Annotated in this window: 22 protein-coding genes; 11 read left to right on the forward strand and 11 right to left on the reverse strand. The window is 65.3% G+C overall.

Going from position 1 to position 23,050, the window contains the following annotated elements; all coding sequences use genetic code 11:
• Positions 1–4 precede the first annotated feature (4 nt).
• Genes E1742_RS05375 through E1742_RS05395 form a run of 5 tightly spaced genes read right to left on the reverse strand, consistent with a single transcriptional unit; the run spans position 5 to position 3,748 of the window.
• Positions 5–634 carry an acetyltransferase gene (locus E1742_RS05375; RefSeq protein WP_134383896.1) on the reverse strand — a complete coding sequence of 210 codons (630 nt, stop codon included), beginning with the start codon at positions 632–634 and terminating at the stop codon, positions 5–7.
• A complete protein-coding gene (locus E1742_RS05380; RefSeq protein ID WP_134383897.1) occupies positions 634–1,401 on the reverse strand; it encodes an SDR family NAD(P)-dependent oxidoreductase in 768 nt (255 codons plus the stop codon). The genes E1742_RS05375 and E1742_RS05380 overlap by 1 nt, the downstream gene beginning before the upstream one ends.
• The gene (locus E1742_RS05385) at positions 1,394–2,473 is read right to left on the reverse strand and encodes a ketoacyl-ACP synthase III (RefSeq protein WP_134383898.1); all 1,080 of its coding nucleotides are present in this window, start codon (positions 2,471–2,473) and stop codon (positions 1,394–1,396) included. The genes E1742_RS05380 and E1742_RS05385 overlap by 8 nt, the downstream gene beginning before the upstream one ends.
• A gap of 2 nt (positions 2,474–2,475) precedes the next feature.
• Complete coding sequence (locus E1742_RS05390; protein WP_134383899.1) at positions 2,476–2,697, reverse strand: acyl carrier protein; 222 nt, start codon at positions 2,695–2,697, stop codon at positions 2,476–2,478.
• A gap of 13 nt (positions 2,698–2,710) precedes the next feature.
• Positions 2,711–3,748 carry a ketoacyl-ACP synthase III gene (locus E1742_RS05395; protein ID WP_134383900.1) on the reverse strand — a complete coding sequence of 346 codons (1,038 nt, stop codon included), beginning with the start codon at positions 3,746–3,748 and terminating at the stop codon, positions 2,711–2,713.
• 539 nt (positions 3,749–4,287) lie between these two features.
• Here E1742_RS05395 and E1742_RS05400 point away from each other — a divergent pair.
• The 8 genes from E1742_RS05400 to E1742_RS05435 all read left to right on the forward strand — a co-directional run bounded on the left by E1742_RS05400 (position 4,288) and on the right by E1742_RS05435 (position 13,362).
• The gene (locus E1742_RS05400) at positions 4,288–5,409 is read left to right on the forward strand and encodes a DegT/DnrJ/EryC1/StrS family aminotransferase (RefSeq protein WP_134383901.1); all 1,122 of its coding nucleotides are present in this window, start codon (positions 4,288–4,290) and stop codon (positions 5,407–5,409) included.
• Between the two features lie 51 nt (positions 5,410–5,460).
• On the forward strand, positions 5,461–8,292 hold the full coding sequence (locus E1742_RS05405; protein WP_166793435.1) for an O-linked N-acetylglucosamine transferase family protein: 2,832 nt from the start codon (positions 5,461–5,463) through the stop codon (positions 8,290–8,292).
• Positions 8,293–8,419: 127 nt separating this feature from the next.
• Positions 8,420–9,277: a flagellin N-terminal helical domain-containing protein gene (locus tag E1742_RS05410; protein ID WP_134383903.1), complete on the forward strand. Its 858-nt coding sequence runs from the start codon at positions 8,420–8,422 to the stop codon at positions 9,275–9,277.
• Between the two features lie 186 nt (positions 9,278–9,463).
• Positions 9,464–10,315, forward strand: coding sequence for a flagellin N-terminal helical domain-containing protein (locus E1742_RS05415; RefSeq protein WP_134383904.1), 852 nt, complete (start codon positions 9,464–9,466; stop codon positions 10,313–10,315).
• Positions 10,316–10,508: 193 nt separating this feature from the next.
• Positions 10,509–11,360, forward strand: coding sequence for a flagellin N-terminal helical domain-containing protein (locus E1742_RS05420; protein WP_134383905.1), 852 nt, complete (start codon positions 10,509–10,511; stop codon positions 11,358–11,360).
• Positions 11,361–11,452: 92 nt separating this feature from the next.
• Complete coding sequence (locus E1742_RS05425) at positions 11,453–12,409, forward strand: hypothetical protein (RefSeq protein ID WP_134383906.1); 957 nt, start codon at positions 11,453–11,455, stop codon at positions 12,407–12,409.
• A complete protein-coding gene (locus tag E1742_RS05430; RefSeq protein ID WP_134383907.1) occupies positions 12,402–12,839 on the forward strand; it encodes an acyl-CoA thioesterase in 438 nt (145 codons plus the stop codon). The genes E1742_RS05425 and E1742_RS05430 overlap by 8 nt, the downstream gene beginning before the upstream one ends.
• A 223-nt stretch (positions 12,840–13,062) precedes the next feature.
• Complete coding sequence (locus tag E1742_RS05435; RefSeq protein ID WP_134383908.1) at positions 13,063–13,362, forward strand: hypothetical protein; 300 nt, start codon at positions 13,063–13,065, stop codon at positions 13,360–13,362.
• Positions 13,363–13,623: 261 nt separating this feature from the next.
• On the opposite strand, the gene E1742_RS05440 is transcribed toward E1742_RS05435, so the two are convergent.
• Both E1742_RS05440 and E1742_RS05445 read right to left on the reverse strand, forming a co-directional pair.
• Positions 13,624–14,028 (reverse strand): GFA family protein, encoded by a 405-nt coding sequence (locus tag E1742_RS05440; RefSeq protein ID WP_134383909.1) that lies wholly within the window; start codon positions 14,026–14,028, stop codon positions 13,624–13,626.
• 89 nt (positions 14,029–14,117) lie between these two features.
• Entirely contained in the window at positions 14,118–14,357 is a 240-nt protein-coding gene (locus tag E1742_RS05445) for a hypothetical protein (RefSeq protein WP_134383910.1), read from the reverse strand.
• Between the two features lie 269 nt (positions 14,358–14,626).
• Between E1742_RS05445 and E1742_RS05450 the strand changes: the two genes are divergently transcribed.
• Genes E1742_RS05450 through E1742_RS05460 form a run of 3 tightly spaced genes read left to right on the forward strand, consistent with a single transcriptional unit; the run spans position 14,627 to position 16,957 of the window.
• A complete protein-coding gene (locus E1742_RS05450) occupies positions 14,627–15,685 on the forward strand; it encodes an oxidoreductase (protein ID WP_134383911.1) in 1,059 nt (352 codons plus the stop codon).
• Positions 15,675–16,154 (forward strand): heme-degrading domain-containing protein, encoded by a 480-nt coding sequence (locus E1742_RS05455; protein WP_134383912.1) that lies wholly within the window; start codon positions 15,675–15,677, stop codon positions 16,152–16,154. The genes E1742_RS05450 and E1742_RS05455 overlap by 11 nt, the downstream gene beginning before the upstream one ends.
• Positions 16,151–16,957 (forward strand): DeoR/GlpR family DNA-binding transcription regulator, encoded by an 807-nt coding sequence (locus tag E1742_RS05460; RefSeq protein WP_134383913.1) that lies wholly within the window; start codon positions 16,151–16,153, stop codon positions 16,955–16,957. Before E1742_RS05455 ends, E1742_RS05460 begins: the two co-directional genes overlap by 4 nt.
• Positions 16,958–17,250: 293 nt before the next feature.
• Here the strand turns inward: E1742_RS05460 and E1742_RS05465 are convergent, their stop codons facing one another.
• The 4 genes from E1742_RS05465 to E1742_RS05480 all read right to left on the reverse strand — a co-directional run bounded on the left by E1742_RS05465 (position 17,251) and on the right by E1742_RS05480 (position 23,039).
• Positions 17,251–18,498 (reverse strand): DUF819 family protein, encoded by a 1,248-nt coding sequence (locus E1742_RS05465; protein ID WP_189569004.1) that lies wholly within the window; start codon positions 18,496–18,498, stop codon positions 17,251–17,253.
• A gap of 365 nt (positions 18,499–18,863) precedes the next feature.
• A complete protein-coding gene (locus E1742_RS05470; RefSeq protein ID WP_134383914.1) occupies positions 18,864–20,252 on the reverse strand; it encodes a chloride channel protein in 1,389 nt (462 codons plus the stop codon).
• A 40-nt stretch (positions 20,253–20,292) separates the two neighbouring features.
• Complete coding sequence (locus E1742_RS05475) at positions 20,293–21,708, reverse strand: DUF389 domain-containing protein (protein WP_134383915.1); 1,416 nt, start codon at positions 21,706–21,708, stop codon at positions 20,293–20,295.
• A gap of 101 nt (positions 21,709–21,809) precedes the next feature.
• The gene (locus tag E1742_RS05480) at positions 21,810–23,039 is read right to left on the reverse strand and encodes a hypothetical protein (protein WP_229466543.1); all 1,230 of its coding nucleotides are present in this window, start codon (positions 23,037–23,039) and stop codon (positions 21,810–21,812) included.
• Positions 23,040–23,050 lie beyond the last annotated feature (11 nt).

A 23,050-nucleotide genomic window follows, 5' to 3' on the forward strand; every position in this document is an offset into this window, starting at 1 on the left:
GGCATCACAGCTTTTTCGCCGGCATCGTAAACATCGTGGCATCCTCGGCCACGTTGCGCATGATGGTGGCACCGGCACCGATGCGGGCGCGGGCGCCCACCCTCACTTTCGGCAGCACCCTTGCGCCGGAGCCGAAGAAGCAGCCCTCGCCCACCTGCACATGGCCCGTCAGGTCGACGTGGCCGCTCAGCGTCGTGTACGCGCCCACGACCGCATCGTGGCCCACGCTCGACAGGGTGTTGACGGCAACGAAATCGCCCACGCGTGCGTCCGCCGACACCATCGAATGCGGGCACAGCACGACGCCTTCGCCCAGCACCGCCGTGCGCGCCACGACGGCGCTCGGGTGGACCAGCCGGGCGAAACGGGCGCCGCGGGCGCGCAGCTGTTCCACCACCGCACGCTTGCCGGCCGGGTCGCCGATGGCGATGACGAATGCGTCGCCCGTTTGCGGCACGTACGCGTCCGGCGTGCCCAGCCACGGCAGCGCATACGCGCTGCCGGCCAGGACGTCGGCATGCATGTCCAGGTAGCCCGCGAATGCCTGGCCGCCCTGCGCGGCGGCGTCCTCGGCCCAGTTGATCAGTTCGCGGCCGAAACCGCCCGCGCCCACCAGGATCAGACGGCTCCCCATCAGCGCACCATATAGCCGCCGTCGACAGCCATGACGCTGCCGGTGATCCAGCGGCTTGCGCCGCTGAGCAGGAAGACGGCCGCGTTCGCGACGTCGTCGGCAGCGCCGAAGCCCAGCAGGTGGCTGCGGGCATACTCGGCCGTGGCCGCTTCGCCGCTGCCGCGCGTCAGGCGCGCATGCATCGCGGTCTCCACGGCCCCGGCGGCAATCGCATTGACGCGGATGGCGCGGGCCGCCAGCTCGCAGGAGAGCGAGCGCACCAGCCCCTCGACGGCGGCCTTGGCGGCGGAATAGGCCGTCATGCCCACCTGGCCGGTAGCGCCCGCCACGGACGACATCAGCACGACCGAGCCGGCATCGACCATCGTGTTCTTCTGGCTGACGGCGCGCGCAATGCCGAAGCCGGCGTACAGGCTGCCGGCCAGCACGTTGTCGAGATCGGACTGGCGCGTCATCCGCGCCGGCTTGATCAGTTCGACGCCTGCACCATGGAACACGCCGGACAGCGGCCCGTGCGCCTCGACCAGGCCCTTGACCCAGTCCGTCACCGTGTCCGCATCGCGCAATGCCTGCGCGCTGACAACGTGGCCGGTACCAGGCAAGGCATCCTTCAGCCCGGCCAGCCGGCCCTCGTCGCGGCCGGATCCGATCACGCGGCCGCCGCAGGCGGCGATCAGCAGCGCCGTGGCGCGGCCGATGCCGGACGAGGCGCCCGTCACCAGGTAAGTCCCGCCCGCCAGGCAATCGTCGGCAAATACGTTAGTCATAATCGATCGTCTCCACGACACGCACCGGCCCCGTTTCCAGCGCCGCGGCGCCCCAGGAATAGCCGACGCCAAAACCGAACATGGCAAGCCGCCCGCCCCGCTCGCGCAACTGCTCGCGCAGCGACGTCGTCATCAGGAGCGGAATCGACGCCGAACTGGTATTGCCGTAGTCGCCGATATTGATGGGCACCCGGTCGGCCGGCAGCTTGCACTTCTTGACAAGGTGATTGAGCATGAAGCGATTGGCCTGATGGAACAGGAAGGCATCGTATTCCACGGCCGGCACGCCGCCCAGCGCCATCGTCCGCGCCACCAGCGGCGGAATGGCGCGCAACGTGAAGTTGAAGATTTCGCCGCCGTCCATGAACAGGCAGGCCGGATCGCGGTCCCGCAGGCGCGGATCGTCCGCCGGGGTGCGGCCGAACGCGCCTTCCGGCACGATCAGGTGACTGGCGCCGCGGCCGTCCGTGCCGAGCACGAAGCTGGCCCTTGGCGCGTCGGCGGACGCTTCCAGCGCCGTCACGGTGCCGGCATCGCCGAAGATCATCGCCGTGGCGCGGTCGGCCGGGTCGACCATGCGCGTCACGGTGTCGCCCACGGCCAGCAGCACACGGCGGGCGGCGCCGCTCTGGATCATCGTCATCCCCAGCCACAGGGCATACGGATAGCCCGAGCAGCCCAGGTTGATGTCGAAGGCGATGCACGACGTGGACAGGCCCAGCTCGGCCTGCAGCACGCAGGCGGTGGCAGGCAGCCGGAAGTCGGGGGTCTGCGTGACGAAGATCAGCGCGTCGATGCCGGCCGGGTCCCATGCCAGGTCCGCCAGCAGGCGCTGGCCGGCCACGCGGCACAGGTCGCGCGTGGTCGTGCCTGCGTCCACATGGCGGCGCCGGGTCACGCCGATCATCTTGACGACGTCGTGCACGGCCTGCTCGCCGAAGCGCTCGACGAAACCGGCATTGTCGACTTCGCGCGTGGGCACGCACGACACGACGCCGGCAATGCGCGCGCCGCCGGCGACGACCTCACGGCCGCACGCACCGTCACCAGACCCGACTTCAGCCACAGTCATGCTCAGCCCTTTTTGGATTCGATCAGCTGTTCGATATCGCCCACCGTATTGCACTCGCCCAGCGATTGCCCGTCAAGCAGCACGTTGAAGCAATCGTCGGCCAGCGCGATGGTGGACACCACGGCCAGCGAATCCCACGAGCACGTCTGCAGGTCGAGGGCGGGCGTCACTTTCCGCACATCGACTTCCAGAATCTCGGCCAATCCTTCGTAAAACTCCGTCATACCACTTCTCCACTCAAAAATTTACCAGGCATGCCGCCCAGGAATAGCCGACGCCGAAACCCACCAGCATCGTTGTCGTGCCGGCCGGCAGCCTGCCGGCGTTACGCAGTCCGATCAGCGCCAGCGGGATCGACGAGGACACGGTATTGCCCCAGTCCCGCACGCAGACCGGCAGTTTCTCTTCCGGCACCTTGAGCCGCTTGCGCAGCGCCTCCAGCATGAATTTGTTGGCCTGGTGCAGCACAAACAGGCCGATGTCGTCCTTCGTGCGGCCGGCCTTGTCCAGCAGCGCGTCGACCGCCTTCGGCACTTCGCGCAGCGAGAACGCCATCACTTCGGCGCCGTTCATGTACAGGTGCTCATCCGTCCGCACGTTGCCGGAGCCGTCCGTGCGTTCGACGGCGCTGTCCGCGTCGCCCGGGCGCCGGAAGCCGCCGGCCGGCACGATCAGGTTGCCGGCGCCGCTGCCGTCCGTGCCGAACACGAACGGTCCGATCGAAGGCGCGCCGTCGTCCGCCACGATGGCCGTCGCCGCCGCGCCGTCGCCGAACAGCGTGCGCACGCTCTTGTCCTGCGGGTGGATGTAGCGGGAATAGGTATCGGCGGTCAGCAGCAGGACGCAGCGCGCGGCGCCCGTCTCGACCAGCCCTTTTGCCACCGACAGGCCATAAACGAAGCCGGAGCATCCCAGGTTGATGTCGAACGCGCCGGCCGACGTGGCGATGCCGAGCCGGTGCTGCAGCACGCAGGCCGTGGTCGGCAGCACATAGTCGGGCGCCTGGGTGCACAGGATAATGAAATCGACGTGCGCCGGGGCGACCTGGCCTTGCGCGAACAGGTTGCGCGCGGCTTCGTATGCCAGGTCGCCGGCGGTCTGGCCGGGCGCGGCAACATGGCGCACCCCGATGCCCGTCTTGTCGAGAATTTTTTCGGCAGGCCAGTCAGGGTAGAGGGCGGCGAGCTCGTCGTTCGTCAGCACCTGCTCGGGCAGGTACGCGGCGAGATCGAGGATGCGGCTGCCGGGCCGGGAGGGAATGTGAAGTGCACTCATATCGTTACTGTTGTGCGCGCTGTGCGCCCGTAAATGCCGCTGTCTTCCCGGAGCAAACCCTGCGGGTGGCGGGAGTACGACCCCGTGTCATGCGCCGCTGCCGGCGCCGCTGTTCTATGCTCCATCCGACAGGTTCCCCGACCAGGCAGAACTTAGCAGAATTGCCCGCATGAGCGCGCGCGGTGGCATCAGCGTGACCCGTAATTCGTTCCCTACGGAAATTATACCGTATGGGAACGCAAAAATAGCGCGCAGCCGTACTGTCGCGTTGCATTGCGCCATCAATCCGATATTGATGCAATGCGTTCCCTTGCTTTGCCTCATGGAAACTGTACAATTGCCTCGGAAGAAGTTTTTCCACGAGATGAAGCCGCCGCCGCGCTTCATCGCGGCCGCGCCAGTGCGGCCAACTGGCGTCGTACCTGGTCGCGGGAGGCCATGAGGAGGATATGCCGCAGGCGGAAAGCAGCACAGCAGCAAGAGCTCCGTCCCGCAATGGAGATTGCCGTTTCCCTTAACCTGTACAGCCGCGATCCACCATGAAAAACGATCCCATCAGCAAGCCGGTCTACGTTACCCAGCCTGCGCTGCCTCCTCTCGAGGAATTCATCCCGTATCTGCAGCAGATCTGGGACAACAAGATGCTGACCAACGGCGGGCCGTTCCACCAGCAGCTGGAGACGGAACTGGCGCGCTACCTCGGTGTGCCGTACCTGTCCCTGTTTGCCAACGGCACGCTGGCGCTGATGACGGCCATGCAGTCGCTGCGCATTACGGGCGAAGTCATCACGACACCCTACTCGTTTGTCGCCACGGCCCACTCGATGCTGTGGAACGGCATCAAGCCTGTGTTTGTCGATATCGATCCCGACACGTTCAATATCGACCCGCGCCAGATCGAAGCTGCCATCACGCCGCAAACCACCGCCATCCTGCCGGTGCACTGCTACGGCCGCCCCTGCGACGTCGAGGGCATCGAGCGCATCGCCGCCAACTACGGCCTGAAGGTAATCTACGACGCGGCCCATGCGTTCGGCGTGCAGCATGAAGGCACCAGCGTGCTGAACCATGGCGACCTGTCGGTGCTGAGCTTCCACGCGACCAAGGTATTCAATACCTTCGAGGGCGGCGCCATCATCTGCAAGGATGCGCGCACCAAACGCCATATCGATTCGCTGAAGAACTTCGGCTTTGCCGATGAAGTGACGGTCGTCGCACCCGGCATCAACGGCAAGATGAGTGAAATCAACGCCGCGTTCGGCCTGCTGCAACTGCAGAAGATCGATGGCGTGCTGGGGCGCCGCGCCGAGGTGGATGCGCGCTACCGCGCCGCGCTGAGCGACGTGCGCGGTATCGTCTGCCCTGCCATTCCCGCCAGCACCCGGCCGAACTATTCGTATTTCCCCGTGCTGGTGCAGCCCGGCTATCCGCTCAGCCGCGACGAACTGTACGACAAGCTGCGCGCCTCGGGCATCTTTGCCCGGCGCTATTTCTATCCGTTGATCAGCGAATTCCCCATGTACCGGGGCATGCCGTCGGCCAAACGCGAGAACGTGCCGAACGCGATGAGCGTCTCGCTGCAGGTGCTGTGCCTGCCGATCTTCCCGGACCTGGACCCGGTCACGCAGGACGCCATCATCGCCCTCGTCCGCGATATCTGAAGCGCCCACCGTGCGGCCGCAATGCCGCTTTCCGACACCTCTATCGACGCCATGAGTTCCGACATTCCTTTTTCCGTTGACGATACGCTGGCAGTGGCCATCGCCCACCATCAGGCCCGCCGCCTCGACGACGCCGCCCAGGCCTACCGGGAGATCCTGGCGCAGCGGCCCTATCACGCGCTGGCCAACCACAATCTCGGCATGCTCGCCTGGCAACAGGAGCGGGCGGCCGAGGGGTTGCCTTTCCTGCGCCAGGCATGGTCGATCAATCCCGACGAAGGGCAGTTCTGGCTGTCGTATGGCGAAGGGCTGCTGCGCGCCGGACAGCCGGAACAAGCCCATGCGCTGTTGACCGATGCGCGCGTGCGCGGCCTCGACGGACCGGAACTGCGGGCGCTCGAGGCGCGCTGCGGCGCGGCCCTTGCCGAGCTGGCGGCCAGCCGCCCGGCCGCGGCGGAGACGGACGAAGTCGTACGCCTGTACGGTGCCGGCAACCATGCTGGCGCCGAGCAGGCGGTGCGGGCGCTGATCGAGCGCTTCCCGGAATCGGGCATGCTGTGGGGCATGCTGGGCACGATCCTGCAGGTGCAGGGCAAGCCCGCGCTGGCGGTATTGGAAGAGGCGGCCCGGCTGGCGCCGGACGACGCGGAAAACCTGGTCGGCCTCGGCAATGCACAACAGGATGCGCAACAGTTCGACGCGGCCATCGCCACCTACGAGCGCGCGCTGGCCCTGGCGCCGCAGCTGGCGGAAGCGCACTGCAACCTCGGCAGCGCCTACTCCGCCATCGGCGAGCTGGCGGCAGCCATCGACAGTTTCGACCAGGCAATCGGGCTGAACGGGGACTATCTGGTGGCTCACCTCAACCTGGGCAATTGCCAGGCTGCGCTGCGCCGCTTCGATGCGGCAGCCGACAGTTACCGGCGCGCGCTGGCACTGGCGCCTCACGACGTGGACATCGCCGGCAATCTGATCGACGTGCTGGCGGCTCTGGACCAGCACGACGAGGCGGCGAAGCTGTGCCGCGCCGTGCTGGACGTGGTACCGGACAGCGCGGCCGTGTGGCTGCGCCATGCGGACATCCAGCGTGCACTGGGCAATGCCGATGAGGCACAGGCCGGCTACCTGCGCGCCGAAGCGCTCGGCGGCGACGACCTGCCCCTGCTGCTGGCAATCGCCATCGGGCTGCAGCTGACACCCCGGCCGGACGACGCGACGCGGCTGTACGAAAGAGTGCTCGCGCTCGTGCCCGACCATGCGCTGGCGCATGGCAACCTCGGCGTGATTCTGGAAGACCGCCAGGATTTCGAGGCCGCGCACGAGCACTATCGCATCGCCATCGCTGCCGATCCGCAGTTCATCGATGCCCACCATAACCTCGGCATCTGCCTGCACCGGATGGGCCGCTCGGCAGAGGCGCTGGCGCAGTTTCATCACGTGCTGCAGCTGCAGCCGGACTATCAGCGCGCGCACATCAGCATTTCCGCCCAGCTGTCCGAACAGGGCCGGCTGCATGAAGCCATTGCCGCCTGCCGCGCGGGCCTCGCCGTATTGCCGGGCGACCTGGAACTCACGGGCAACCTGCTGTTCTGCCTGTCGCATGCGGACGACGTGTCGGCCGAGGAGATCGCGGAAGAACATTTCCGTTTCGGCGCACACTGCGCCGCGCTGGCCGGCCCCCTGCCGCCACACACCAACGAGCGCGCCCCCGAACGCGTCATCCGCCTTGGCTTCGTGTCGGGCGACTTCAACAATCACGCGCTGGCCAATTTCTTCATGCCGATCCTGGAGTTCCTGCATCGTTCGGCGCGCGTGCAACTGTTCGGCTACTACAACAAGGAAGCGCACGACGACGCGACGGACCGGATGCGCGCGCGCTTCCACGTCTGGCGCGACATCGCCGCGCTGCGCGACGACGCCGTGCTGTCGCTGATCCGGGCGGACGGCATCGACGTGCTGATCGACCTGTCCGGCCATACCAACCGCAACCGCCTGGCCGTGTTTGCGCACAAGCCCGCGCCGGTCCAGGCAACGTGGATGGGCTACCCCGGCACCACAGGCCTGGCGGCAATGGACTACATCCTGCACGACCGCCACACGCTGCTGCCCGAGATGGCGGGGCAGTTCTCCGAGCGCTTCGCCTACCTGCCCGCGTGCGCGCCGTTCCAGCCGCGCGCGGATTTGCCGGACGTCAATGCCCTGCCCGCCTATACCAATGGCTATATCACGTACGGCAGCTTCAACCGCATCAACAAGCTGCGCCGGCCCGTGATCGCCCTGTGGGCGCGCCTGTTGCGGGCCCAGCCGACGGCACGCCTGATGCTCGCCGGCATGCCGTCGAACGGCCAGTACCAGCACCTGATCGACTGGTTTGCAGAGGAAGGCATCGCGTTGTCGCGGCTGGAATTCAAGCCGCGCGCATCGCTGTGCGAATATTTCTATCTGCACCATAAGGTGGACGTCTGCCTCGATACCTTCCCCTACGCGGGCGGCACCACGACGATGCAGGCGCTGTGGATGGGTATCCCGCTTCTGACATTGGCGGGCGACACGCTGGCAGGACGCAGCGCGGCCGGCGTACTGTCGCAGCTGAACCTGAATGCGTTTGTCGCCCACAGCTTCGACGAGTTCGTCGAGCGGGGCCTGGCCGTGACGGCACGCCTCGAGCTGCTCAGCGACCTGCGCCAAAGCCTGCGTGCCCTGCTGAGCATTGCACCGATCAGCCGCCCGGACGTCATTGCCGCCGGCCTGGAAGGTGCGGTACGTCATATGTGGCACCGCTGGTGCGCCGGCCAGGCGCCGGAAAACTTTGAAATCGAATACGACCTGGTGCCGATGACGGAGCTGGAAGTGCACGCCCGCGACGCGGCAAGGAAATTCTAGAACGCATCTGCGGAAAAACCAAAAAATTTTTCCACACGGCACTTAATGGATGGGTTGAGCGGGTCGCCCTGTACTCTTGAGGGCATGAAGAGCATGCCCCGTGAAACCAATCACCGGAGTATTTCAAATGCTGAGCCTTCACACCAACGCCGCTGCACTGTCCGCCCAAAACGCACTGTCGCGCACCCAGAGCAACCTGTCCACGTCGATGACGCGCCTGTCGACCGGCTACCGCATCAACTCGTCGATGGACGACGCCGCCGGCCTGCAGATCGCTACCCGCCTGAAAGCCCAGACCAGCGGCCAGCAAGTCGCCATGACGAACACGCAGAACTCCAAGTCGCTGCTGCAAACGGCTGACGGCGCCTTCGACGAAGTCACCAACATGCTGGTGCGCATGAAGGATCTGGCCACGCAGGCAGCCGACGTGTCGTCGAACGCCGACGACAAGACCGCCATGCAGTCGGAATTCGACGCACTGGGCCAGGAACTGGGCAACATCCTGAAAAACACCACGTTCGGCGGCTCCACGCTGCTGGTCGGCGGCACGCTGGCTTCGTCGATGACGTTCCAGATCGGCGCCAGCTCCAGCGAAAAAATGACGATCAACCTGGGCACCGCAGTGAGCGCCCTGGTAACGGCCGTCAGTTCCGCCACGAGCAACTACGCTACGGCCACGACCGGCGCCGAGCTGACGGGTGCGGGCTCCGCCTCCACCGCGATCTCGAACCTGACGGACGCGATCAACAAGGTCGGCACCGTGCGTTCGTCGATCGGTGCAGCCGCCAACCGCCTGGACCACATCAACACCAACCTGGGCAACATCAGCTCGAACACCAAAGCCGCTACCGGCCGCATCATGGACGTCGACTTCGCAACGGAAAGCGCGAACATGACGTCGAACCAGATGCTGCTGCAGGCCGGCACCGCCATGCTGAAGCAGTCGAACAGCATGTCGTCGATGGTCATGTCCCTGCTGCAGTAATCGCTTTTCCGCTGCTTTGCTTCAGAAAGCCAACCTTCGGGTTGGCTTTTTTCGTTCGAGGCACGGGCGTCGCGCAAAAAACTCAAAATTTTTCCGTACAGCATTTAATGCGATCGAGGTATTGGCCGCCTTGTACTGATGAGGGCGTGACGAGCATGCCCATGAACCCACGCTGGAGTAATCATCATGCTGAGCCTGCACACCAACGCCGCCGCCCTGTCCGCCCAAAACGCCCTGTCGCGCACCCAAAGCAACCTGTCCACGTCGATGACGCGCCTGTCGACCGGCTACCGCATCAACTCGTCGATGGACGACGCCGCCGGCCTGCAGATCGCTACCCGCCTGAAAGCCCAGACCAGCGGCCAGCAGGTCGCCATGACGAACACGCAGAACTCCAAGTCGCTGCTGCAGACGGCTGACGGCGCCTTCGACGAAGTCACCAACATGCTGGTGCGCATGAAGGACCTGGCAACGCAGGCTGCCGACGCATCGTCGAACGCCGACGACAAGACCGCCATGCAGTCGGAATACGACGCACTCGGCCAGGAACTGGGCAACATCCTGAAAAACACCACGTTCGGCGGCTCCACGCTGCTGGTCGGCGGCACGCTGGCTTCGTCGATGACGTTCCAGATCGGCGCGAGCGCCGGCGAAAAAATGTCGATCAACCTGGGCACTGCCCTGAGCACGCTGGAATCGTCCGTGACGACCGCCACGTCGAACTACACGACCGCCGGCACGGGTACGGAGCTGACGTCGGCTGCCAACACCGCCATCTCGAACCTGACGGCCGCCATCAACAATGTCGGTACCGTGCGTTCGTCGATCGGTGCAGCCGCCAACCGTCTGGACCACATCAACACCAACCTGGGCAACATCAGCTCGAACACCAAGGCCGCTACCGGCCGTATCATGGACGTCGACTTCGCAACGGAAAGCGCGAACATGACGTCGAACCAGATGCTGCTGCAAGCCGGCACCGCCATGCTGAAGCAGTCGAACAGCATGTCGTCGATGGTCATGTCGCTGCTGCAGTAATTCCTGCGCCACGACGCCAGCGGAAAGCCAGCCTTCGGGCTGGCTTTTTTCATTTCCCGGCGCTTGTCGCCGTTCCGGCAAAATAGCCAAAAATTTTCCACACGGCATTTAATAAGGCGTCCAGGGGTGTCGCCTTGTACTGATGAGGGCATGAAAAGCATGCCCCGTGAAACCAATCACCGGAGTATTTCAAATGCTGAGCCTTCACACCAACGCCGCTGCCCTGTCCGCCCAAAACGCACTGTCGCGCACCCAAAGCAACCTGTCCACGTCGATGACCCGCCTGTCGACCGGCTACCGCATCAACTCGTCGATGGACGACGCCGCCGGCCTGCAGATCGCGACCCGCCTGAAAGCCCAGACCAGCGGCCAGCAGGTCGCCATGACGAACACGCAGAACTCCAAGTCGCTGCTGCAAACGGCTGACGGCGCCTTCGACGAAGTCACCAACATGCTGGTGCGCATGAAGGACCTGGCAACGCAGGCAGCCGACGTGTCGTCGAACGCCGACGACAAGACCGCCATGCAGTCGGAATACGACGCACTGGGCCAGGAACTGGGCAACATCCTGAAGAACACCACGTTCGGCGGCTCCACGCTGCTGGTCGGCGGCACGCTGGCTTCGTCGATGACGTTCCAGATCGGCGCGAGCGCCGGCGAAAAAATGTCGATCAACCTGGGCACCGCCCTGACCACGCTGGTGTCGTCCGTGACGACCGCCACGTCGAACTACACGACCGCCGGCACGGGTACGGAACTGACGTCGGCTGCCAACACCGCCATCTCGAACCTGACGACCGCCATCAACAACGTCGGCACCGTGCGTTCGTCGATCGGTGCAGCCGCCAACCGTCTGGACCACATCAACACCAACCTGGGCAACATCAGCTCGAACACCAAAGCCGCTACCGGCCGTATCATGGACGTCGACTTCGCAACGGAAAGCGCGAACATGACGTCGAACCAGATGCTGCTGCAGGCCGGCACCGCCATGCTGAAGCAGTCGAACAGCATGTCGTCGATGGTCATGTCCCTGCTGCAGTAATCGCTTTTCCGCGGGCCACCGGGCCCGCCAGCAGAACGAGCCAACCGCACCCCGGTTGGCTTTTTTTTATTCACACATGGTAAGCTGTTTGCATGGCAATAGACCGACTCGCACCACCCCTGGCGGTGCTGAACATTCCCGACCGCGTCGCCCGCGACCAGCCCGGCCGCAACAATGTGCCGGTCGCGCCGCAGCCCCAGGGCGATGCGGATGGCGCCACGTTCGTGCCAGGCGCCGGCACGCCTGCCGCCGTCGGCGCGCTGCTCGAAGCGGGCGATGGCAGCCCGCTTCTCCAGGCCGCGCCCGGCGCGCTGGCGGGCAAGGCCGCACTCGATGCGCTGCTGAGCGAGCCCGCCATGCAGCCGAACCAGCTGTTCATGTCGCGCCAGGTCGTGTGGCAGCCGCCCGACCCGTCCGCGCTGGCGGCATCCTGGATGGTCATGGTGCGCAACTACGCCGAACAGCGCGCCGCGCTGCTGCAGCAGACCGAGGGCCGTCACCTGCCCGCCGGCCTGTTCCTGTCCGAGCAGGCGCCCGCCGTGCTGCGCGAGGGCCGCGTGCCGCCCCACCTGGTGGCCGAAACGGATGCATGGCGCTTTGCCGTCTATGCCTGGGGCAGCGAAAAACTGGTGCTGCGCGTGGTGGTGCGCGACGACGATGACAATGAGCCGCGCGCGCCGGCACGCGGACCCCGCATTGCGCTGCGCCTCGAAGTCTTCCTCCCCGACCTGGGCAAGGTGGTGGTACAGATGGAACCGATGGCCCACGGCGTACTGCTGGAAATCGGCGCGGCGCAGAACGCGGCCATGCAGCACATGCGCACGCTGTTGCCGAAGATTGCCGCGCTGGCGAACCGCTGCGGCGTGACCATCGTGCGGGCCCGCCTGATGCGCGAACTGGGCCCCGTCAGCGCCAACCAGCCGACCAGCCGCCAGGTCGGCGGATTGACGCCCGCGGTATTCCATACGATGGCGGAAGTGGCCGTGCTGCTGTCGCAGCCGCTGCCGCCGGACGAACTGTTCCTCCAGGAGAAACCCGAACATGCGTGATGCCAGCCGCGGCGACTTCCCTCATTTCCTGACGATCGCCACCCGTTGGGCGGACAACGACGCCTACCGGCACGTCAACAACGTCGTCTACTACAGCTGGTTCGACACGGCCGTCAACGAATTCCTGATCCGGCGCGGCGTGCTGGACATCGAGCGCGACGAAGCCGTCGGCCTGGTCGTCGACACGGGCTGCTCGTACTTCAGTTCCGTCACGTTCCCGGACGTCGTCCACGTCGGCCTGCGCGTGGCCAAGCTGGGCAATTCCAGCGTGCGCTACGAACTGGCGATCTTCCGCAACGACGACGGCAAGCCCGCGGCGGCCGGCCATTTCGTGCACGTCTACGTGGATCGGGCCAGCAACCGCCCGGTGCCGGTGCCGGAACACGTGCGCAGTCTGCTGGCGACGATCTCGGCGGGCAATCCGCAATGATGCGCACGCTTGTCGCGGCCGCCGTTCTGGCCACGACGCTGCCGGCCAGCGCATGCTTGATATACAACAACTATCGGGCGTTCGCGCCGGACGTGCCCGATACCTTCGACTGGGACGACGCCCCGCTCAATCCGCTGCTGACCGCGCCACAGGTGCGCGTAGTCAAGATCAAGCGCGCCCCCGCGAGCCAGCCGACTATGTGGGCCGGGTCATGCGCTGCACGATGGGCCAGGCCCACCTTCAGGTGCGCTGGCCGGCAACAGGCGGGCCGCCGCTGAAGGACGTGGGCTTTCGCTTCCGCAAGCTGCAGGACGGCGCAATCTTTTTCGACGCGGCGCCGCAGCAGGGCACGATCCGGCGCAATACGATGGAGTACGAATTTTTCATCTTCGAATCCGCCCAGGAGGCGGCGGAAAAACTGGACATGGAGATCGAGGTCTACGCCGTCAATGCCGATCGCGAGCGCGGGATGGGCACGCGGCTGCGCATTCACGCGCCGCCCGCGCCGGTCGATAAGCGCTGACGGCAGCGCCGAACCGACAGCGAGAGGCAGCTCCCGTCATTCATGGTGTGCCTACCTGGCCTGACCCGGCCCGGCGAAGTGCGGACGTGCGAGAGCTGTGACATCAAGGACGTGACGTCAGCTGTAGCGTGCACCCGGGTCATGCGATTATCGTGCGGTTCGAATTGGCCCGCTGCTGGGAAAGTCGGGACGAGCATCCGTCTTCTTTGCTCTTCCGGACCGTTCGCGACGATCATAGGCAGCCCCGCCAGGGGGCTTGGCTCACTCGGGATCGCGCTCGAACGCCACGGTCCCGGACGGCAGCTGCACCCACGGATGGCGGCGGCAGTCGTACACCGAGATCTGCGGCGGCGGGAAGGCGGGATCGGCGAAGGCGCCAACGGCCACGAACACTTCGTCGTCCACGTCGTCTTCCGTATGAAAGACGGTCGTGCCGCACACCGGGCAGAAATGGTAAACGAAGCCACAGCCGGCATCGCCGGTGCGCACGTAGACCGTGGACCGGCCGCTCACCGTATAGGGAAGAGGAAATCCGGCCACGGGCGCGAACACGCTGCCGGTGCGCCGCTGGCACGCCAGGCAATGGCAGATGCCGACACCGTTGGGCTCGGCCGCCACTTCGATTTGCAGCTGGCCGCAGCTGCAGGATGCGGTTCTTGTCGCCATGGTGTCCTCCGCTGCGTGGGCGGCCCGAAATCGCCAGCCGATCTGCCGCTGTCGGGGCGTCCGTCCTCTAGTTCAACTCACATTATCCGTTACCAGCGACCTTCCGGATCGGTGCGGCGTTCAGGCGGATCGCCCTCCTCGAAACCCGCCACGAACAGCATGAGCAGGTCGCCGGACACTTTCTCGTGTCCCGCTTCCAGCAAATCGTTCGCGATCTTCGTCAGCTCGACCGGGCTGGCCTTGCCATCCATGTTATCGACCGCATGTCTTGTAACCTTGCCTAATTGAAACGCTAACTCGGCAATGACAGTTTTTTCCGTGGCACTCATTCACACTCTTTCATCTTGGGGCGCGGTGGTCCGCACTAAAGGCTGTGGCGGCCGAAGCAGGCCACGCGCGCAGCATAGCAGGTTGCCGTTGAGAGAGCCCACGCGTGATGAAAGCGTGGCAAACGGGTCAGCCCCACCGATCCGGTGAGAACCAGAAGTAATCCGGCGCCACCGAACGCCCAGCGCGGGCAGCATCGCAATGCGCTGCCTTGCTCGAATGCGCGCCGATCGCTTACTATGCGTAAGCGATATCACTTAAGGGATAAACGATGCAGCAATATTCAGTTGGATTGATCGGTTATGGCCTGGGCGGCTCGACCTTTCATGCGCCCATCATTGACGCCGTTCCCGGGCTGAGGCTCGCCCGGATTGCCAGCCGCAGCGCGAAGCCGGAGACGCGGGATCGGTATCCCGGCGTGCAGCTGGACGAAACGCCGCAAGCGATGCTGGACGACCCGTCCATCGCATTGATCGTCGTGTGTACGCCCAATGCCAGCCACTACGCGCTGGCGAAAGCGGCGCTGATGGCGGGCAAGCACGTGGTGGTGGACAAGCCGTTTGTGCTGTCGTCCGCGGAAGGGCAGGAACTGGTCGCGTTGGCAAGGCAACAAGGGGTGCGGCTCAGCGTGTACCAGAACCGCCGCTGGGACGGGGATTTCCTGACGCTGCGCCGTACGCTGGAAGTGGGCGAGCTGGGAACGGTACATACCTTCCGCGCGCATTTCGACCGCTACGCGCCGCAGGTGAAGGTGCGCTGGAAGGAACAGGCACAACCCGGTGCCGGTGTGCTGTGGGACCTGGGCTCGCACCTGATCGACCAGGCACTGACGCTGTTCGGCATGCCGGTCGCCGTTACGGCACATCTGTCCATCCAGCGCGACGGCGCACAGGTGGAAGACGCCTTCGAACTGATCATGGAGCATGGCGCCACCCGAGTCGTGCTGCATGCAGGCGCACTGGTGCGCGCGCCCGGCCCGCGCTACGAGGTGCATGGTACGCACGGCAGCTTCGTCAAATACGGCATCGACTCGCAGGAAGAAGCACTGAAGCAAGGCCGGCGGCCAGGCGATGCCGGCTGGGGCCATGACCTGCCCGCCGACTGGGCGACGATCACGGCGGCCGATGGGTCACGCCGCAGCGTCGAAACCGTCCCGGGAGCCTACGAGGCGTTCTATCGCGGCATGGCCCGCGCCATCGCCGAAGGCGCGCAAGTGCCCGTCAAACCGGAAGATGCGGTGGACGTCGTCAGGGTGATCGAGCTTGCCCTGCGCAGCCATCGGGAACGCCGCACCGTCCATTTCACCGAAGGAGAATACCATGCAGGATGATTACGCTGCCCTGTTGAAGGCGCTGGAGATCGAGGAAGAGCAGCTGCAGTTTGCCGCGTTCTCGAACGCCGATGCGCTGCGGCTCGGCATCGCGCTCGTCGAGCGTGCCCGCGCGCTCGGCAAGGCTGTCACGGTCGACATTACCCGCAACGGGCACCAGCTGTTCCACCACGCGATGGATGGCACGTCGCCCGACAATGCCAACTGGGTGCGCCGGAAGAACAACGTGGTGCAGCGCTTCGGCCGCAGTTCCTGGCACGTGGGCACGCGTTACCGCAGCAAGGGCAAGTCGTTCGAGGCCGACAGTGCCATCGATGGCGCGACCTTTGCTGCGCACGGCGGCGCCTTCCCGCTGGCGATCCGGGGCACGGGCGTGATCGGTACCGTCACGGTGTCCGGCCTGCCGCAACAGGAGGACCATGAACTGGTGACGTCTGTCCTGCGCGCTTATCTGGACGGAGCGCGATGAGCGCGGAAATACCGCTCACGCAAGCGCGGCGCCTGGAGGCGATCTGCGCGCACCTCGCACAGCACTACCGCATCGGCATTGAGGACATCTGCCGGCTGTTCGGCGTGACACGCGATACGGCACGGCGCGACATCGTGCGGCTCGATGCCGATGGCCACGTTCTGCGTGTGCGCGGCGGCGCCGTACTGCCGCCGCAGGAAACGCGGGTGCGGCAGTACGCCGAACGCGACGGCGCGACATCCGCCAAGCAGGCCATCGGCGCAGCGGCGGCCGCGCTGATCCGCAACGGCGACCGGGTGCTGTTCGATACCTCCACCACAGTGCTGGAAGTCGCCCACGCGCTTACGGCATCGCCGCTGCACGCGGTGACCAATTCCATCGACGTCGCCGAAACTCTCGGCAAGCGCGACGGGACCGAATTGCACCTCACTGGCGGCCAGTTCAATCCCTGGCAGCGCAGCCTCGAAGGCGCACAGGCCCGGCTTGGGATCGCGCAATTCCAGTTCGACAAGCTGATCCTTGGCGCCTGCGCCATCGACCCTGGCGGCCTGACCTGTTCGTCCGGCGAGGAAGCCGACCTCAAGGGCGCGATGCTGCGCCAGGCCAGCCAGGTGATCGTGGTGGCGGATGCGTCGAAGTTCGGCAAGGCGTTCCTGCACCGCCTGTGCACGTTCGAGGGCGTCGACTTGCTGGTCACGGATGCGGCGCCGCCCGCAGCCGTGATGGCGGCGCTGGGTGCGGTCGGTGTGGAAGTCGTGCTGACCGGTACCGCAGCGGCATCGCAGAGCCTGGATAACCGCTAATCCGGGCCTGGCAATGCATTGCCGGCGAATAGTACAGGCTCACCGGGTGGAGTGTTCGCGCGACCTCCCTATCGCTCAGTCCGTATCCATACCGGTCCAAATACTGTTCTATGTTGTAACTCGGAGTCGAGTTGGTGTCGCCGTCTGATCCTTCAGCCCGGAGTCGCTATCCACCGCAAGGACGATTGCTGCGCTTCATTGTGCAACGGCGTCCGCTCCGCAGGAGAAGTCGCTGTACCACCGATCTCAGCCGCTTCCGCCCGGAAGGTAAATTCAGGACAGGAACGGCAGCATCAAGTTCCCGCCATTGCGCGCAAGGACACGCCAGTGATGTAGGCGCCATAGGTTCCCAACGCATATCCCAGCACGGCCAGCAGCACGCCGACCGGCGCGAGTGCCGGGTGGAAGGCACTGGCAACCACGGGTGCCGAAGCTGCTGCGCCGATGTTTGCCTGCGACCCCACCGCCATCATGAACAGTGGGGCCCGGATCAGCTTGGCCATCAGGATCATCAGGCCGCCGTGGAAGGCAATCCAGAGGAACCCCAGCAGGAACAGCCATGGCCGGTCGAGCAAAGCGCCCAGGTCCATCTGCATGCCGATCGTTGCAACCAGCACGTATAGCATGACCGCGCCGATGCGCGACGCCCCTGCACCTTCATAGGTACGGGCCTTGGTAAAGCTGAGCAGCAGACCGATGGTCGTGGCGGTCACGACTATCCAGAAGAAGCCAGAGGTGAGGCTGTAATCGCGCAGGCGCCACTCGGCGGGCAGTGATTCGATCAGGCTCACCAGGTACTGGGCAAGGAAGTGCGACAGGCCGGTGGCGCCAAGACCGATCGCAAGGATGACCACGAGGTCAGGCAGCGTGGGAATGCGCGCATGCAGCGTCTGGTATTGTTCGATGCTGTCACGCAGCCGGTTCAGGGCGGTAAGGTCAGCCCCGGTCCAGCGGTCGAAAACCTGGGCACGGCTGGCAAGGAAAAGCAGTACCGCGGTCCAGAGATTGCCGACCAGGACATCGACGGCAACGAACTGGCCGAACATGGTGGCGTCCACGTTGAACACTTCGCGCATGGCGGCCTGGTTGGCCCCGCCGCCGATCCAGGCACCAGCCACGGTAGTCATGCCGCGCCACGTGTCGCCAGCGACCGTTTCAGGATGGATCACGCGCATCGCCTCGAACGCCACCAATGCACCGGCCATGACCCCGGCTGTCCCCGTCAGGAACATGATGACCGCCTTCGGACCAAGCCGGACGATGGCTTTGAAATCGATCGCGACGCACAGCAAAACGAGAGAGCTCGGCAACAGATAGTCACGCGCCATCGGGTACAGCTTCGAGGCGGCGCCATCGATGACTCCGGCGGTGTTCAGCAAGGAAGGAAGCAGATAGCACAGCAGCAAGGCAGGGACATAGCTGTAGAATTTCTTCCAGAATCCACTCTCACGCGATGCTGTCCACAGTACGGCGCCGAGGATGGTGGCCAGCATGCCGAGGATGACGGCGTCATTCGTAATCATTGGGGCAACAGAGGTCATGCAGACTCCAGGCAGTTATGTCGGATCAGAAGGTCCAGCGGTTGTTTGTCCCAGGAACGGTTGGGCAAGAGTATCCAGTAGAACCACCTCAAGCGCATCGCGACGATACAAGGGCTGCGGCGGAACCGGGCCACAGACTTCGGCTCGTTGTTCGCTGCCACAATTTCTAAACGGCAGCAGCCTATCACACCTGGTCTTCCACCCGAGCCGAAGGTAGAGACCAAACCCGGAGGTGCGCATAACGAGCCGCATTGGTATCCCCTTGGGAACCGACGATGAGGCGTGGCGACAGGAAAACGGCCGGGGCCTGTCCCACTCGGCAGCGCTGATCCGGCGGCCGTTGCTGGCCATAGGTCAATCGCTGCTCAGGCCGGGACACGCTGCAGCTGCATGCGAGCCAGCGTGGGATACAGCGGCGGGCTGATGATTCGCGCCAGCATGCTCGCCACCAATGCGCATGCCATCAGGCTCAGCACCATCGAATGGCCGCCCACCATTTCCATCACGATGATGAATGCCGTCAGCGGGGCCTGCGTCGCCGCGGCCAGGAAGCCGACCATGCCCAGCGCGATCAGGGCCGGCGCCTGGGCGTGGAAGAACAGTAACGCCACATCGTTGCCCATGGCCGCGCCGATCGCCAGCGACGGGGCGAAAATACCGGCTGGCACGCCGGCCCAACTGCTGAGCCAAGTCGCCAGGAACTTGAACAGCGCATATGCCATCGGCATCGTGGCGACACCGTCGATCATGGCACGTGTCGGCCCATAGCCCGAGCCGAACGCGGTGCCTGCGGTGACCACGCCGATCAGCGCGACCGCCAGGCCGCACACGGCGCCGAACAGTACCGGACGCCGGGCCCGCAGCCTGCTCATCGGGTCGCGCCCGCGGCCCGCGAGCGAGGCGATCAGCAGGCGCGAGAACAGGCCGCCTGCCACCCCGCTGCACACGGCCACCACCAAGCCGGGCAGCAGCAGCCCGGGCCCGATGGCACCCGTGTGAATGACGCCGAAATATGTGGCATTGCCGTGTATCGACACTGCGATCAGCCCGCCCAGCACGATCGCCGTGATGATCAGCCCGCTGTTACGCTGCTCCGGCGCGCGCGCCAGCTCCTCGATGGCGAACATGATGCCCGCGAGCGGCGTATTGAAGGCGGCGGCAATGCCGGCGGCGCCACCGGCCACCAGCAGGCTGTGGGTGGTGACTTGCGATCGCGCCGGCAACAGGCGCCGGGCCTGCAGCATCACGCCCGCCGCAATCTGGACCGATGGACCTTCGCGCCCCACCGACAGGCCGCCGAGCAGTCCGCCGGCCGTCAACAGAATCTTTGCCGCGCTCAGACGCAGCGAGACAAACAGGCCGAGCTTGGCCGGGTCCAGCGACGGTTCGAGCGCAGCCATCGCCTGGGGAATACCCGATCCCGCGGCACCTGGCGCAAAACGCCGCGTCAGCCAGACCACCGCCGCCGTGCAGGCCGGTGTCCAGATCAGCGGACTCCACCAGGCGAGCTGGCGCAACTGTTCGAACGCATCGAACGTCTGCTCGCTCAGCCATGTAAAGCCGACCACGGTCAGGCCGGACAGCACCGCCATCGCGACCACGACCGCCCGGCCGGTCCACAACGCCCGGTCCGACAATTCGACGCGCGCCCGCGTGCGCCAGTCGTGGTCATGCTTCACGCGATCGTGCTGCTGCGCTTCGGCAGCCGTCCGCTGGTCATCCTGCCGCTTGCCCTCTTCGTCGTTTCCCAACATCCTGCCTTTTCCTTTCTTGATGCTCCAGCCGGAGCGCGTCTCACCTATCGCTCTGTCTGATAATCTTTCCCCGTTTCGCGGCCAGGACGACCCGCACGTCAGCCTGGCCCGTCCGCACCTTCAACCACTCCGTGATGCGCTTGTTCTCTTCGCTGCCGGGCAGCCGGCGGCAATTGGCGCTCAGGAACGGTACCGCCACGGTCGCTCCCTGCGCAGGCGTTGCCGCCTTGCCCATCAACACATTGCCGCACTGCGGATAGTGCGCCTCGAACTCGCGCGTGACCGCCGCGGCCAGCTCCACCCAGCCTTCCTGGCCCGTCAGCTGCTGGCGCAGCGCTGCAATAGTGGCGTCACGCTCCTGCAGCGCCTGCTGGTTGTTGCGCACGATATCGGCCAGGATCTCGGCTTTCAGGCTGCCGACATCGAGCTTGCTGTCGTCGCGGCGGTCTTCCGGCTGAGCCTGATGTACGAGCAGGCGCGCCTTGGTCAGGCCGGCGTCGGCCATGCGTCCTTCTATGGCCTTGATGACAGGCGCCGGCAGGCGCTGGCCGATCAGCGTTACTTCGATCTCGCGCGTCGCGGGTACCAGCCGGGTGTCCAGCACATGCACGCTGGCGGCCTTGAACTCCTTGCGTACGAAGTCGCGCGCGCGGCTCTTGAATACCTCGTTGTCGACAAGGCGCGCGGCCAGGTAGATGCTGGGCAGGCCCGTGGCCAGCACGATGAACAGCAGCGTGCCCTTGACCCGGCGACCGCGTCGCGGGTCGATGAACTTTCGGTGCGGCAGGCGCAGGAACTCGATCACCACCACGGCGGCAAACGCGATGAACACGCAATTGATGGAGAACAGGTAGAAGGCGCCGCCGAACACCGACCAGTTGCCGTTCGCCAAACCGTACCCGGCGGTGCACAGCGGCGGCATCAGGGCGGTGGCGATGGCCACACCCGGGATGACGTTCGACTTTTCGCGCCGGGTCTGGCCGATGATTCCGGCCAGGCCGCCGGCCAGCGCAATCAGCACGTCCCACAGCGACGGCGTGGTGCGCGCCAGCAACTCGGACTGCGCCTCGTCGAGGGGCGTCAGCATGAAGTACAGCGTAGAGGTCAGCAGGCTGATGCCGGCGGCGATGGCCAGGTTGGCCACCGACCGGCGCACCAGCGCGAAATCGAAAATGCCGATGCCATAGCCCAGCCCGACGATCGGACCCATCAGTGGCGACACCAGCATGGCACCTATGATCACGGCGTTCGAGTTGGTGTTCAACCCGACCGAGGCGATCACGATCGCGAACATCAGGATCCATGGCGTGGCGCCGCGCAGCTCGACGCCTGCGCGCAGGCTGCGGTCGATCTCGTCATCGTTGGCCTTGTCGTCGAGCAAACTGAAGCGGTGGGCGATGGCCGTGCGTAGCGACGGCGCCGGCGGCGGCGGCGGCGGAGTGTGGGGTGCGTTCATGGTGGCTGCTGCGGTGAGGTTGCCCGCGCAGGCGGCGGGCAAAACACCATTGTGTATGGGAATCCCCAATGGCACAAATCCTTGTCGCTTGGATTAAACACTCAAAAGTAGTAGCCGGCCTGCAAGTTGATCCGGCGGGTAAAGCCGTCATGCTGAGCGGCTGTGGCGGCAAGGCCGCCGGCATCCGGCGACAGGTACGGATGGTGCTTGCCCAGCATGAAGTCGGCGTAAAACACCCACTTGCCCGAGGAGAAAGTCATGCCTGTGACGTTTTGGACCGAAGCGCGGTATGAACCGACGTGCTTGCGCAGGATACTGTAGTCGTTGTAGAGCTTGAAGCCGCCGAGCGGCCCGAGCTTGCCGCCGATATCGTAGGCAAGATTGGCAATATGGATCGATCCCTGCGTCGCCAGCGGGTACGGAAAGCCGAATGCGCCCAGCATGACAAAGCTGTTGGCATCGAGCCCGTCATATGTCTGGGTAGCGTCATGGCGGGTGCCATAGTGGTAACGCGATGTCTGCAGCATTGCCTTGACCGGACCGAACGTGCCGGCGTAATGCAGCGCTACCGCGTTGCGCCGCGTGTCGATGCCGGCACCGTTGCGGATCGCCCCCGTCAGACCGGACGCGCCGAGCTCGTGCTGCCCGGCGGGCCCCGGATGCCACGTCAACCGCGCCACCAGCGTGTTGCGCTCGCGGTCGCGCTGGCCAGTACCAAAGCCGTGCGCGTCGTCATCGGCGACGATGTTGTACGAGTACCGGTTGGATGCGCGGGCCGTGTTTGCGCCACCACCGTAGGAACCGCCGTCGCGCGGATAAAAGCCGAGCTGCCACTCCACCGGTCCGGGCCGGCTCGCGTAGGCTACGCCAAGATCGTACTTGTCCTCGAAGCCGGCGTAGAACGCGATCGATTGGTAGAAATTGTTCGAAGCAAAAGGCAGGATGCCGAACGGCACCTTGTCCAGCCCGATATGCAAGGTGCCACGGTCGGCAAACCTCACCCCGGCCCAGCCATGGTGCAGGAAATGCTGCCAATAGCCGCCCTGCCCCTGTGGGAAACGGTTGTAGCGGTACTCTGCAGCGCCGAGCAGGCGTCCGTCGTCGTAGTCCAGGTTCAGGCGGGCCGTATCGAGCCCGACAAATCCGCGCGGGTACTCGTCCTGCCAGCTCTTGTGCACATAGTTGAATCGGATGGCGCCGCCCAGCTTCCATGCCGGCTTGACGACGTCGTCCGCGCGGCACACACCGGCGCCCATGATTGACGCGCCCGCCAGGATGGCTGCGCGGAGATATGCTGTTAGATTCATCGGTCTGCTTTCCGGGGCGGGCACGCGGCAAGCGC

It is taken from the genome of Pseudoduganella plicata (assembly GCF_004421005.1).
In the GTDB taxonomy this organism is placed as follows: domain Bacteria; phylum Pseudomonadota; class Gammaproteobacteria; order Burkholderiales; family Burkholderiaceae_D; genus Rugamonas; species Rugamonas plicata.